The sequence below is a fragment of the Butyricimonas sp. genome (assembly GCF_019423355.1).
In the GTDB taxonomy this organism is placed as follows: domain Bacteria; phylum Bacteroidota; class Bacteroidia; order Bacteroidales; family Marinifilaceae; genus Butyricimonas; species Butyricimonas faecihominis.
The window spans coordinates 116,387-130,699 of record NZ_JAHZBP010000009.1; the positions used below are offsets into that span (position 1 = coordinate 116,387).

Consider the following 14,313-nt stretch of genomic DNA (forward strand, 5'->3'; position numbering starts at 1 on the left):
TAATTTAAACATCTTAATAATCAACAAGAGTATGAAAAATTTGCGAGAAAAAAAAGCTTTTTCGGGAATTTATTGCAGAGTGTTTATGTTGTTGGCGGTGGGTTTGTGTTCGATAACAACACTTTGGGCATCTTCCAATTCGGGGTCCCCGCAACGGGTGACAATTAATCTTAAAGATGCGGAAATAAAGCAGGTATTTGCCGAAATTCGTAAACAAACGACTTACAATTTCGTGTATAGTGATGATCAGATGGATCAAATGAAGAAGGTGACGGTAAACGTGAAGGATGAAGTGGTGGAAAAGGTGTTGGATCTGATTTTATCCGGTACGCCATATACTTACACGATTGAAGGGAATGCGATTGCGATCGTGGCCAAAAGTGAGGCGGTGGAAAAAGTGAAAAAGATAACGGTTTCCGGTCGTGTGGTGGATAAGGCCGGGATACCTTTGCCGGGAGTTTCCGTGGTGATAAAGGGTACGACTCTGGGAGTTCCCACGGATATTGACGGTAAATTCTCGTTGTCATTTGCGGAGCAGTCGAATGTGGTATTTGTGTTTTCTTTCGTGGGAATGAAAAAGCAGGAGATTTCGGTGACCGATAAGGAATTTATTGAAGTTGTACTGGAAGAGGATAGAGAGGCATTGGCAGATGTGGTGGTGACTGGATACCAGACGATTGCCAAGGAGCGGGCAACGGGGGCTTATTCGATCGTGGATGAGGAGACGTTAAAGAAGAAACCGACGTCCAATCTTGCACAAGCGTTGGTTGGGTTGGTGCCGGGATTAACAGTAGTCAGCGCCCCCGTGGATGGGCAGGTGCGGTTTGCTATTCGGGGGCAGGGCACCATATCGCAAGTCTCTATGGGAAATGCTAATTTTAAGCCGGACAACGATCCGTTGATCGTGGTGGACGGGTTCCCGATCAGTGGGTATAGGCTTGATAGCGATCCATTTTCAACGATTAACCCGAATGATGTAGAATCGGTGACGGTGTTGAAAGATGCGGCGGCAACTTCTATCTACGGTGCACGTGCTGCCAACGGGGTGATCGTGATCACCACGAAAAAGGGACGAACGGGGAGTAAGTTGGAGATTGCGGCAGATGCGTACTGGTCTGTGAGTTCACGGACAGATTTGGACTATTTGTTCAATATGGCTTCGGCGGAGAATCAATTCCGTTTCGAGGAATTGATGCATAAATATAATCCGATTAATCTTGCAAGTAATGATCCTTACACGAAACTTTCCTCCCGGAGGCGATATATGTCGGCTCCATTCGGTATGCTGTACGAGCGGGATAATAAAAAGAATCTCTCAGCGGGAGATTATGAGGCTAAAAAACAGGAGCTTATCGAATTAGGAAACCGGGAGGTGTGGAAAGATGATTTGAACGAGTATATGTTCCAGCGGATGATGCGTCAGCAATATAACGTGTCGTTGCGGGGAGGTTCGGAGAAGTTGGATTACGCATTCTCGGCTTCTTATGATGATGAAGATAGTTACTTGCAAGAAAATGGCAAGCGACGTATGTTGTTGAACTTGGCGAGTAATGCCCGGTTGACGAAGAACTTGACGTTCGAGTTTGCGGTGAGTACTATGTTTGATCGGGATGAGAACAATGGGACGAGCATTGAAAGTATGCGGGGGTGGCTTAGTCCGTGGACGAGACTGACGGATGACGAGGGGAATTTCGTACACGTGGCAACCTCTCAGACGGTATATGAGCCTTTGTTAATGTCGGGGGAATATTATGCAGGAAAGACTCCGACGGACTGGACGTACAATCCTGCAGCCGACCGGAAATACATGGATAACTATTCGAAAACGATGAATTACAGGGTACAGGGAGGTTTCGAATACCGGACAAATTGGGGATTGAACGTGAGTGCCAAGGGACAATATGAACAACGAAGATATACTAAGCACGTGTCTTACGAGCCGGAATCATTTTACGTGAGAAATTTGTATAACACGTATGCCGAGCCGTTAGAGTCCGGGAGGTATGTTTCTTATTTCCCGACCGGGGGAGTGTTTTCGAACGAGGGACACACGTATGAGGCTTATAATTTGCGTGGGCAGGTGGATTATACGATGATAAAAGATAAACATATGTTCAATGCCTTGGTGGGGACGGAGGTTATTTCCGCCACGACGGAGGCGGATCCGAAAGTGACACGCTATGGGTATAATAAATACACTAATTCCGTGTTGACAGAGTTGGATTACGTGACGAAACGGAATAATATTTTCGGGGTATCCGAGTATATGCCTTTCGAGAAATTAGGAAGTCTGTCAACATTGGAGGATCGTTTTTTCTCGGTGTATGCGAATGCGTCATACACTTATGACGATCGCTATTCGGTGACTGCCAGTTTCCGTACGGATGCATCCAATTTTCAAGCGGAAGACGTGCGTGATAAATTCTCCCCGTTTTGGTCGGTGGGTGCTAGTTGGTTGATTTCGAACGAGCGTTTCATGCAAAAGGTCTCTTGGGTGGATCAGTTGAAGTTGCGGGTATCATATGGTATCGCGGGTGTGGCAGCCGGTAAACAGGGAACGTCCAGTGTGACGACGGTGGCTGTATATCCGGGTAGCTTGGTTTATTCTGGTAACGAGTCTTTTAATACGATTGCGGCACGCGGAAACAACACGTTGACGTGGGAAAAGTCGAGGACACTGAATATCGGTGCGGACGTGGCGTTTTTCGGGCATAAATTGAGCGGTAGCATAGAGTTTTATAACAAGTTTTCGTACGATGTATTGGCGAACACGACAGTGCCGGTGATTTCACAGGGAGAGACATCCATGTTGTTGAATAATGCAGAGATATTGAACAGGGGAATCGAGTTTACCATCGGTTCGGATCTTCCGGTAGCGGGGAATTTGAGTTGGAGCGGGATGTTGAATTATTCCTATAATCATAATGAGTTGAAAAAATTCGGTTACACGGGGCCTTATATGCCGGTGGGACCTTCATACGTGGTGGGACACCCGATCGGTTCTGTGGGAGTGCTGAAAGCGGTGGGGTACACGCAGGAAGGATACGTGTTGCTGGAAGGGAAAGACGGTACACGAGAGACTATCATGGATTATAATTCCTCGCACGTGATGGATTTCGTGATACCTCGGGAAGGAGAGACGTTTAATGATAGTAATTGGGCTTATTATTTGGGAACGTTGGCCCCGACGAGTTCATTGAGTTTTAGTAACCAGTTTAGCTGGAAAGGATTGACACTCTCTTTCATGATCACGGGGCAGTTTGGTTATTATGTCAGTACGACTTCTTTTGACAGTTTCTCGCCCGATAGTAGAAATTCGGCAGCCTATTCTAAACGCTTGAACCGGGCTTTGGAGGTATATGACGAAGGATATACCAATCAGACGTCTTATTCCGAGTTGCCGCTTTACACGGATAGTAACGTGGACGCATTCCGGAGTGGGGAAACATATTCGGCCACAATAGGGGCAGCGATGTATTTTAAGAGCAGTTTCGTGAAAGGCGATCATATTCGCTTGAATGAAGTGTTCTTGGGGTATGATCTACCGGAAAACCTGTTAGCGAAACAAGGGGTGTTCAGTCGGGTAAATATTTATGCGCAAGCAAGTAATTTAGGGCTAATTTGGAGTGCTAACGGGAAGATGGATCCCGATTATCCTATTGGAAGTTTGAAACCAATACCCGTGTTCACATTTGGGTTGAGACTCGGTTTTAAAAGTTGGTAGAATGATTATGAATGGATAAAACAATAAGAAATATGAAAAAGATATATGTAATTATCGCCTTGTTGGGAACCATGATATTGGGGGCGTGTAGTGACTTTTTGGATGAGACAACGGACAAGTCGGGTAGTGCTTACATTTACCATATGGATCAGCTTTACGGGTTGATGGGAAGTATTGATCTTTATTTGTTTGAAAATATAGACTCGGATACGGGGGAAGGATCTTCTTCCGGGGCTTACTTGACGGAAGCGCTGCCACTGTCGGATGCGGTGGAGTTGTCGCCGGAGTTTTACGTGTACGGGTTGTTGTCGGGAGAGCCTACGACTTACGAGGCGTATTGTTGGCAAGGGGAGACGTTGATGACTTCGGACTGGATGTTATGGACTTGGACTCCGGTTTGGGAACGGATTTATCGTTTCAATACGGTGCTGGAGTATTTGGATGAGGTCGTGCAGACGACAGCGGCTGTACACGATCAAGTGGAGGGTGAGGCCCGTTTCGGTAGGGCGTATTACCACTTTATGTTGTTGACGCAATATTGTTTGTGGGATGAAGATAAACCGGGGATCGGTTATCGGGATAATGCCAAGGCGGGAGAGATTCCGGGACGGGAGACTGTTGGTTACACGTTGGAGCATATTTATGAAGATTTAAGGTTGGCGGAAGAAGCATTAACGAGAGCAGGACGTACGACGTTTGATCAGACACGTAATTTCCGTCCGACAGTACCGACCGTGCAAGCGTTCCGGGCGCGGGTTGCCTTGTACCGGGGGAATTACGAGTTGGCGTTGGCGAATGCGACCGAAGCATTGAAAGCCCATAATGTTCTAGTGGATTTCAAAAACGAACCGGAGTACGAGTTGGAAGAGTGGAGTTGGATTAGTGTGTTAGATGAAGAGGGAGAACCGGTGGATGAGATTGTTATAAGTTCTATGTTTGAGTTGGACGATATGGATGTGGAGGCGGTAGCCAAGTATGAAGAGTTGTACTTACCCAACGTGTCTTGGGAAGGGCTAGGGGGAACTTGTCCGATATCGGAGTCTTTTTATGAGCTTTGGGATCGGGAGAATGATGCCCGCTGGATTTATTTCTATAGTTCTTGTACGCCTCTTTTGATGGCTTATGCTAATCTTGTCGAATTGGATCCAGAGACATGGACCGAATATATCACTCATGAAAATTGGCAACGTTTGAAGCCTTGGAATTTGTATAGCTATTCACGTTTTGCCGGTAACTCGCTTATCGGGATGACCACGGCCGAGATGTATCTGATCAAGGCTGAGTGCGAGGCTCGGAGTGGCAATACGGGTGCGGCGGCAGAGACGTTGCGAACGTTGAGATACACTCGTTTCATGGATGAGGTGTCTGCCGAGGCCGGGGTAACCGGTAGTGTGCAGGACGTGCTGGATGAACGATTGCGGGAAATGGGTGCTTTCTGGCGGTTCTATGATGTCAAGCGTCTGAACGGGGCGGAGGATGCCGGTATTTATGTGCGCCGAGAGATTTTGACGGATCCTGCCGATTTGAGTACTCGTACCCAATTGGAAATAGCCCCGGATGATCCACGTTGGGCATTGCCTTTCTACTCTTTTGAAGCGGAAATGATGGGCTGGGAGCAAAATGAAGGTTGGAGATAATGTATAGATAGATTTCAAGGAAATATGAAAATAAATATAATTGTGCTGCTCGCAAGCCTGCTTATGACTTGCGGCACACGGGAGGGGTATGTTGTAAAAGGTAGTTTGAAAGGTGCTGGGGATGGGTATGTAGAGTTTTTGGTGCAGGATCACACGGGCAAGCTGGTCATTGCCGATACGGTTGATATGAAGGGGGGAACGTTCTGTTTTGAAGGTAAGACACCTTTCGTGGCAGTGTGTACTTTACGGGTGGTTCCGGAGAGGAAGGATGTTTTGAATATGATCATGGTACTGGAGAATAGTCAGATCGAGTTGCAAGGAGACTGGGCAAATCTTGACCGGGATGCGGGAGGTAACTTTTTTATTCGGGACATGACGACTAAAGGGGGTGAGAATACGGAGGTGAGCAACCTTTTGGATGAGATCTATGTGGCCATTCGGAAGTTACCGGAGTTCAAAGATTACGATCGTTTGGAGAAGTGGTTTGTTTCGCTGGATGAGAATGGAGAGTTGACTGAAGAGGATTATTTGAGGGCGGATACGTTGCAAGCGTTACAAGAGCGCTATTTGGATTTGGTGTTCGAGGAACAATTGAAGATCATGGCTGCTCACCCGTCATTGGAAGCGGCGGCATTCTACCTGACGCCCATGATCGACGGGATGAATTTGGAAGAATTCGAGCGGGCTTTCGGATTGTTTGACGAGACCGTGAGGAATAGCGAGATGTTGACTGCTATACGCAAGGAGTTGGAGACTCGTCAACGTTTGGCACCGGGACGAGAGGCTCCTGCTTTCACGTTGGCACGGGCTGATGGACAGGAGATGTCTCTTGTTGACTTGCGGGGACAGGTGGTGTTGTTGGACTTTTGGGCAAGTTGGTGCGGGCCGTGTCGTGCTTCGTTTCCTTGGATGAGAGAGTTTTACCAAAAGTACCATGACAAAGGAGTGGAAATTCTCGGAATTAGTGTGGATGATGATAAAAATGCTTGGGAAAAAGCCTTGGAGGCGGAAAAGTTACTGTGGCTTCACGTGAGGGACGAAAAACACTCTGGGGGAGAACGTACGGTAAGTGCCTTGTACGATGTGGAAGGTATTCCGCACTTCGTGTTGATCGATCAGGAGGGAAGGTTGGTTGCCTCCGGGTATTTTGTTCGGGAGAAATTGGAAGCGTTGGTTGATGAGTTATTGGATAAATAGAGAAAAATAAATTTTAATAGAATGAAAATGAAAAGTTTTTTGATGTTATTGGTAATTAGCGTGTTATTCTCTTGTAGTAGTCAAGCGGGATACGTGTTGAAAGGAGTGTTTAAAGGTGCGGGCAACGGTCGTGCTGTGTTGTCGGTGAATGGAGTGAACCAACAAATGATCAGCGATACGGTGGAAATGAAGGAGGGGACGTTCGTGTTCGAGGGGGAAGTACCGGAAGCCGTGTGGGCAACCGTGGTGGTGGAATCGGAGGGGGAGGAGACGGTGCGAATGATGTTGGCATTGGAAAATAGCCGGATCGAAATGCGAGGTGATTGGAATAATTTAGGAATGGATGAAAACGAGGAGCTGGCTGTCCTTGGGATGCAAATTATCGGTTCGAAGAATCAAGACGTGTACGAACAAGTGGAGGGGCAGTATAAAGCGGTAGAAGGATTGCCGGAGTTTAAAAAATTTGCAGAGATGGTAAAAAAGGTGCTGGAAGTTCCGGAAATATTGGAAGATACTACTTTTTATTGGGAGTATAGAAAAGAGTTTGATGTATGGTTTGCACGTGTAAAGAAGGAGCAGTTGAAAATAATGGCGGCCAATCCGTCCGTGGAAATGGTAGCTTATGAATTGGGTTATATGAAGGATGATATGACATTGGAGCAACTGGAGCAGGTTTTCGGACAGTTCGACGTGGAAGTGCAGCAGAGCGAGTGGGGAAAAGCGATCAGGGAAAGTATCGAGTTGCGGCAACGGATTGAACCGGGACGCCCGGCTCCGGAGTTTACACTAACCCGGCGTGATGGTTCATTGGTGAGCCTTGCTGATTACCGGGGTAAAGTGGTGGTGCTTGATTTTTGGGCAAGTTGGTGTAGTCCGTGTCGGGCGTCTTTTCCTTGGGTGCGGGAATTTTATGAAGAGTATCGCGAGAAAGGGGTCGAGATTATTGGGGTGAGTATTGATGAGAATAAGGCCTCATGGGAGAAAGCATTGGATGAGGAGAGATTGCCGTGGCCGCAGGTGATAGATGAAATCGAGAAGGGGAGGTCTCGTGTGGGAGGTTTGTATCACGTGTTGGCTGTGCCGATGTTTGTGGTCGTGGACAAAGAGGGAAAGATCGTGGTGCGGGCCCACATGGAAAAAAAGGAGCTGTTGACAGTTGTAGAGAAGGTCTTGGGAAAGTAACAACAGGTTAATAATATCGCAGGTATGCATATAGCTAAATTATAAGCAGCTTCTCAGGGAGGTTGTTGAAGGAAATGCTGAAATAAAGGTGAGTGCAAAATAAACAGCGGTAAATTTCACCACGGTGAAATTTACCGTATACCTTTTATCTTCTTTCCTTTCGATTCGTTGTGAAAGCGGTCAACAGCCGTGATCACGTAACGGCATTTGAATTTTTTCTTCGGGATGTAACATTCCGTGTAGCGGGTGACAGCGACGATGTGAGCCGGGTCGTTCAGGTTGATTTTCTGGCCGGGGAAGAAACGGTAGATGACGAAATACTGGGGATTACGGGAATCTTCCCGGTCACCGCGGGCGAACCATTTCACCGTGTAGCCTTTTTCCGTGCGTTCGGCTCGGGGAGAGGCTATTTTCTTGGGACGGCCGTTGTACATGTGGGTATAGGCCGGGATTAATGCGGGGTTACGGTGGTAATGTTCCCGGAGACTATCGGCAATCCCACCGTTATTCCAAAGAATCTCGTTTGCGGGCCAGAAACAATTGCCTTTCACGTGACGTAAGGAACGAGCGAGTTCCATCTTTGGGGTGAGATCATTGGCTTTCATCGTGCGGGCAACGTCCTGCCCGATGTATAGGTGAATATCATGAGCATTTTTGTCCCACCATTCAGTCAGCGTGATATAGTCTGCGGCCGGGTGGCCGATTTCCCAGTATATTTGGGGTATGTTGTAATCGATCCATTTCTTTTTGACCCATAAGGTTACGTCGGCATACAGGTTGTCATAGTTCTGCAACCCGTTGGTGTTGCTGCCGCTACCGTCGGGAGTACTTTTTTTGTTTCGGTAGATACCGAAAGGACTGATCCCAAAGCGTACCCATTCTTTGGTTGCCACGATGGTGTGTTTCAGCTCGCGGATGAGTTTATTGACATTCTCTCGGCGCCACTCGTCCCGTTCTTCGGGTTTGTAGCCTTTCCCGTAGGTGCGGAAACTGTTGTCGTCCGGAAAGGGTATCCCGTTCACGGGATAGGGATAGAAGTAATCGTCCATGTGAATGGCGTCCACGTCATAGCGGCTCACGATGTCTTCCACGATCCGGCAAATGTACTTCCGGCAAGCGGGTATGCCCGGATCGAAAAGTAACTGTTTGTTGTAGGTAACGAACCATTCGGGATGTTCGTGGTACACGTGAGTTTCAGCCAGCGTAGAGGTGCCGGAAGTCCCGGCGCGAAAAGGATTAAGCCAAGCATGAAATTCCATGTTACGGCGGTGACATTCCTTGATCAGGAAAGCCATGGGATCGAACAGGGGATCGGGGGCAACGCCTTGTTTGCCCGTGCAAAAACGGCTCCAAGGTTCTATTTCCGATAAGTACCATGCATCGGCTTCCGGGCGGACTTGGAAAATGATGGCGTTGATCCCACATTCTTGCAATTGGTTGAGTTTACGAATAAAATCGGCTTTCATTTCGTCCGGTGTCATTTTAGCGTATTCACTCTGGAAAACGGTTTGAATCCATGCCCCGCGAAATTCTCGCTTAGGGGACTTTTGTGCCGATAAGGTGGTTATACCTAAGATCAAAAATAGAATGAGTAACCGGGTATGTTTCATGCGTGTTGATTTATGATGTCGCGAATATAGTTATTTGTCAGAATAAAAGAAAGGGAGACTATGATGTCTCCCCAAAGTGATGGATTTAGATGTACTATGGTGTGAATGGGATCCGGTCGATCCCTCGGCGGGATTAATCCAGTCGTTGGATTAATTGTTCCATTTGTGCTTTTATATATAGTGTTTCTTCTGATTCTTTTTTAGGTTTCAACGTGAGTATCTGACGGGCACATTCCAGTGTTTTGTCCCGCAGGCCCATTTCAAGGTACAATTGGGCCAGTAGGAAATTGGGATACACAAGGTTGGGGACCATGTGATGTGCTTTTTGAAAATACTGTTCTGCCAGTTGATATTCTCCCAGTGCTTGGTAGCTCTTGCCGATACGATTATAAATTTGCGGGTCAGGGAGAATTTGTGCCACTCGTTGAAGGATGGCGATACTCTCTTCATGTTGCCCGGTTTGTGACAAGGCGTACCCGTATTCCATGAAAAAATAGGGGTGACGTAGCGTGTTTGTTAGCGGGGTGTATATCTTAGCTGCCGTGGCATATATTTTCATTTTATAATAAAGGCGTCCATGGGCCCATTGTTTGTATGCTTTAAACATCGAGAACTGGGGGTAAACGATGGTGGTCGTGATTCCGATCAAAAGTAGCGAGGTCATGATCGGTATAACTTTGGGTATTCTTTTTCTTGCGGGCTGAATGTCTGAGGTTCCAAGAGCGATTAACAGTACCAACAAGATCGAGAGGGATAATGATTGAATAGGGGAATTGATGAATCCCGCGAGGATAAAAGCAATTAAGGCTCCCGTGATAGCCAGTTTCTCCGGGTGTTTATCCATGTTCCTGAATCCGGAGAACAGGACGGAAACGATGAGGCCGATAAACAATAATATTCCGATGATTCCCGTGCCGGTTGCCAGTTGAATGAAGTCGTTCTCCGGGCAGTTGGGATTTCCGGCAAGGGCTACTTCCTGTTCGGTTGGTTCTCCTTGTTCAAAATAGGTTGTTTGGGCATCCCCGAATGCTTTCCGGAAATTTCCGATCCCGACACCAGTGATCGGTTTTTCCTTCAGCACTTGCAGGGATATTTTCCAAGTTAGCAGATGTTTGTTTATTTCATCCTTCCGTAATCGATAAAAACCGGTGGTAAGCAAGCCTATCACGAGTAAGAGAGTGATCCCGGATATGGCAATTCTTTTGTGACTTCGGAGTATAGAGGTCTTTATAAAGGTGTGAAGGTCCAATTTAAAGTACAGAACAAATAGCCCGCTACATCCTGCAATAAACCATGCGGATGGGATTCCCGTAAGCGGCAGTATGGATAGAATCCCGATTAGCCCGAGGGCAGAAAGAAGGAATAAAAGAATGTCGTCAACAATTTCCAGTCTCACATGTTCTTCATCGGTTCCGGTAAGGAGACGAGAGTAACCGTATTTTAATTTTTGGAATAACGTGATGGTCCAGTAGAGGGCTATGGGTAGAGTGATGGCCAGAAACATGGCATAGGAGTTCGTGTGGGGTAGCGAACCTGTGAGCGTGAAGTCTTTTTGCATATCGGGGATATAGGCGTACAACTGGCAATATCCCCAGATTACCTCCAGTAGTGCGAAAGCGATCAGCACGAATTGGAATACCTTAGTGGCTTTTTTATAGTGGTGGAAAAAGATGTCGAAGAAGAAAAAGGAAATGATTACTAGCAAAAATATTTTCGCGTTCATCATTTCCATGTTAGAGTAGCGGGATATGTCAATAATCACTACAGTCAAAATCCCTATCATTATTGACTTGGTTATGTCGATACTCGCGACCGACATAGAGTAAAAAGCAAGACCGAATGTTATAACTCCCGTGAGTAATAACGTGGAGTAGAACCAGAAATATTTGGCAAGCGTTAGCCCGTTCATTCTGGCAGGATCAATTACCAGTATGGTCATAACCAGTAATATGAATCCGGCGAAAGCGATCGGGTATGCTATGTCTCGTATTTCTCTTGCCATGGTTTAATCTAACGATTTATTTCTCCGTGGTATTATTTGCCGTTTCCGGGTAAAGGTCCTTGGAAGGAAACCTATCGAGACATCCTTCCAAGGAGCGGTCTCACGCGGAAATTAATCCAATGTATATTTGATTAACACTGAATTCGGGTTGTTTGTCAAACCGTAAATTGCATTCTCTTCTTTGTTGAAAGAAATAGAGGTGAACGGATTTCTTAATAAATAAGTGTGGACGTGATTGCCCTCCCAGTCGAACACAACAATCCGTTCACCGTATACTATCTGGTCTTTATATTTGCGGTAACTTCTACCGGAATACAAGGCGTATATGTACTCGTCAGTAACTTCAATATCACAGAACCCGAAGAGATTGTCTGTGGAATAGGCAACGGGCGTTCTCCGCATATTTTTAACTGTGGCTTTCGGAGAATAAAGATTCAGCTCGGCAACGCGAGTGATATTGGTGCAAGGTATGAGAGAGCAGAAATCGATGATGCCACTCTGCATATTCGCACAGACAAATTTTGTTCCGTCGGGTTTTATCTTGATGATATTACTGGCAAATAAAGCACTTCTTAAAGTATCGTTTATGGTGCGATAACTCGGTATTTCCGGGTAACTTAAAAAGTATTCTTCGCTATTGTTGTTCATTAAACCGTATCTACCTTCGTCAAACATTCCGGTAGAGATAATTGTCGAGCCTGATTTTGCCACGCAAAGGTGTTTTTTATCCTTGGGCATATCAATAAATTTAGGCCCGAATTCAGGTTGTCCGAAGTGATTTAGATCGAATTCAACTAATCTGTCATTTCCAAAGTCATAGGCGGAAAGGATTCCTTTGTCGTCGAGGGTCATCGTGAGAATATAGAGTCCTCGATCCGCACCCATTCCCGTTGGCAGATAACTACCTAGTAACTTCCCGTTTTCTTGGTATATGGAGATTTTATTAAGTCCGTTTCGATCCAATACAATAAACAAGGAATCCTTCTTGATAATTTTTGTTGGGTTATAGATTCCAATTTCATCTAAGTTAATTGTTTCTCCTAATTGGTTCAAGGAGATTGCACGACTTGTACTGAATAATGGATTATCTTGTTTAGTAACCTCGTGTTTCTCTTCAGAACAGCCGAATACGAGAAATAAAGCTATAATTATAAATGCTACTTTTTTCATGATATATTATTCGAGTGATAAACCTGCGTAAAATACGGGATTGCCATCTTTGTCGTATGTCATACATACTCCTCCGGGAGATTTGCATGGATTGTCATCATCATCTTCGTTATTTCCAAATGCTTCGATATTTTGGATTTTTATATCTATATTCGTAGAATCTTTCCTTAGACCTACATTTGTTAATGTAAGTACTAATGTTATAGATATGAAGATTATTATTAATACTATTTTTTTCATTTGTACTGGTATTTGATGTGAGACAAAAATAGAGGATGGATTTGATTTAAATTGTATCAAATTTGTATCTATTTTTTGTTAATTTATCTAAATGGTTTTAGGCTGTGCTAATATGTGTAATAGAGAATATTTTCTATATTTTTGTGTGTATTTATAAAACAAGGGTTTATGAATAGAAGAATTCATGTTGTTTGGGGTGTTTCGATTTTTGCTATACTTTGTTTGTTGATATTTCAAGGTTTTTGGCTGAATAGAATGATTGAGTTCAAAAAAATAGAGTATTTGAATTTGATTAATAATATTTTATCTGGAGCAATAGAATCAGGATTTGAAGAATATGTGGTTGGAAATCGAACTATATCTAAAAATCCTGTACGTGTTAGTATTCATTCTAGTGATAATACCGTAAAGTTTGTTTGGAAAGGAGACACGACAATTGTTGATTACGATAAGGATGCTGGTTATCTAGGTGTGTTTCGGAAAGTATGTTATGACTTGATACAAGAACAGTCCTCTGAAAATATTAATATGTTAGATAGTGTATGTGGTTCTATTTTTAGGAATAATGGTATTAAGGATGAATATGTATTAGAATTAGTAGATACAAAAAGTGGGGATATAATTGCATCAACAGGTAATAGGGCTTTGGGGATAGAAAAGAAACTTGTTTCTAATATGGTGGAATTAGGATTGAAAAGTCATCATGGTGTGATTGTTTATTTTGATACACCTTATAGAACGTTTTTTACCCAAATGACAGGAGCTCTAATTAGTTCTTTTCTCTTGTTAGTTTTGTTAGTCGTGTGTTTTATTTACCAGATCAAAACGATCCTCGTTCAGTACCAAATATCCAAGATTCGGGAAGAATTTATGAGTAGTATGGTTCACGAATTGAAACTTCCGTTATCTGCCGTGCAAAATGCTTTTTCTGGGATTATTTCGTACGGAACTGAGAATTTGAAGGATGCACAGAGAATATTGTTAAATGCGGCACATAAACGGGTGGATCAATTGAATAATTTCGTGTATAAATTATTAATTGTTTGGAAACAAGGGTTTAAAATATCGTGGAATAGATTAAATTTGCGAGAAACTATTGATTCACTGGTTGCATTGTTTGATCCGATGTTAATGGGAAAGAATGTTTCTATCAAGGTTGACTATCAGTTGAGCGTTGATGTAATTGAGGCGGATGATATTCATTTCCCGAATGCCATAAGTAATTTGATAGAGAATGCTATCAAGTATTCGGGTGATCCGGCAAAAGTAGAGATCGAGTGTAAAGAGGTGGACGGGATGGTCGTGATTGCCATTAAAGACAACGGGATTGGAATTCCGGAAAAGTTGAAAGAGAAGATATTCGAACGGTATTACAGGATTCACCGCGGGCGTTCGACTGATGTGCATGGTTTCGGGATCGGGTTAAGCTACGTGAAACAGGTAATCGAGGCGCATGAAGGCGTGATTCGGGTGGAAAGCGAGGTCGGTGTTGGCACGACTTTCACCGTGATGATCCCTTTGGTGAAAGATGAGAACGATTAACAGTTGACA

General features: G+C 44.7%; 9 protein-coding genes. 5 read left to right on the forward strand and 4 right to left on the reverse strand.

The genetic code is table 11. From position 1 onward, the window contains the following. The first annotated feature begins 31 nt into the window (after window positions 1-31). The 4 genes from QVC79_RS13045 to QVC79_RS13060 are packed head-to-tail and all read left to right on the forward strand — an operon-like array spanning window position 32 to window position 7,740. A complete protein-coding gene (locus tag QVC79_RS13045) occupies window positions 32-3,724 on the forward strand; it encodes a SusC/RagA family TonB-linked outer membrane protein (protein WP_270592769.1) in 3,693 nt (1,230 codons plus the stop codon). Between the two features lie 32 nt (window positions 3,725-3,756). Beyond that, window positions 3,757-5,361, forward strand: a complete 1,605-nt coding sequence (locus QVC79_RS13050) for a RagB/SusD family nutrient uptake outer membrane protein (protein ID WP_164719537.1) — start codon at window positions 3,757-3,759, stop codon at window positions 5,359-5,361. Between the two features lie 24 nt (window positions 5,362-5,385). After that, window positions 5,386-6,558 (forward strand): TlpA disulfide reductase family protein, encoded by a 1,173-nt coding sequence (locus QVC79_RS13055; RefSeq protein WP_270592772.1) that lies wholly within the window; start codon window positions 5,386-5,388, stop codon window positions 6,556-6,558. A gap of 27 nt (window positions 6,559-6,585) precedes the next feature. Continuing rightward, window positions 6,586-7,740 (forward strand): TlpA disulfide reductase family protein, encoded by a 1,155-nt coding sequence (locus QVC79_RS13060; RefSeq protein WP_270592773.1) that lies wholly within the window; start codon window positions 6,586-6,588, stop codon window positions 7,738-7,740. 131 nt (window positions 7,741-7,871) lie between these two features. Here QVC79_RS13060 and QVC79_RS13065 read toward each other — a convergent pair whose 3' ends face one another. The 4 genes from QVC79_RS13065 to QVC79_RS13080 all read right to left on the reverse strand — a co-directional run bounded on the left by QVC79_RS13065 (window position 7,872) and on the right by QVC79_RS13080 (window position 12,762). Further along, window positions 7,872-9,350, reverse strand: coding sequence for a glycoside hydrolase family 10-like protein (locus QVC79_RS13065; RefSeq protein ID WP_270592774.1), 1,479 nt, complete (start codon window positions 9,348-9,350; stop codon window positions 7,872-7,874). Between the two features lie 133 nt (window positions 9,351-9,483). Further along, on the reverse strand, window positions 9,484-11,352 hold the full coding sequence (locus tag QVC79_RS13070) for a hypothetical protein (RefSeq protein ID WP_270592775.1): 1,869 nt from the start codon (window positions 11,350-11,352) through the stop codon (window positions 9,484-9,486). A 111-nt stretch (window positions 11,353-11,463) separates the two neighbouring features. Then, window positions 11,464-12,522 (reverse strand): BF3164 family lipoprotein, encoded by a 1,059-nt coding sequence (locus tag QVC79_RS13075; RefSeq protein WP_270592776.1) that lies wholly within the window; start codon window positions 12,520-12,522, stop codon window positions 11,464-11,466. Between the two features lie 6 nt (window positions 12,523-12,528). Then, window positions 12,529-12,762: a hypothetical protein gene (locus QVC79_RS13080; protein ID WP_087421214.1), complete on the reverse strand. Its 234-nt coding sequence runs from the start codon at window positions 12,760-12,762 to the stop codon at window positions 12,529-12,531. A 168-nt stretch (window positions 12,763-12,930) separates the two neighbouring features. Here QVC79_RS13080 and QVC79_RS13085 point away from each other — a divergent pair, with 168 nt between their 5' ends. Continuing rightward, window positions 12,931-14,304: a sensor histidine kinase gene (locus QVC79_RS13085; protein ID WP_087421215.1), complete on the forward strand. Its 1,374-nt coding sequence runs from the start codon at window positions 12,931-12,933 to the stop codon at window positions 14,302-14,304. Window positions 14,305-14,313 lie beyond the last annotated feature (9 nt).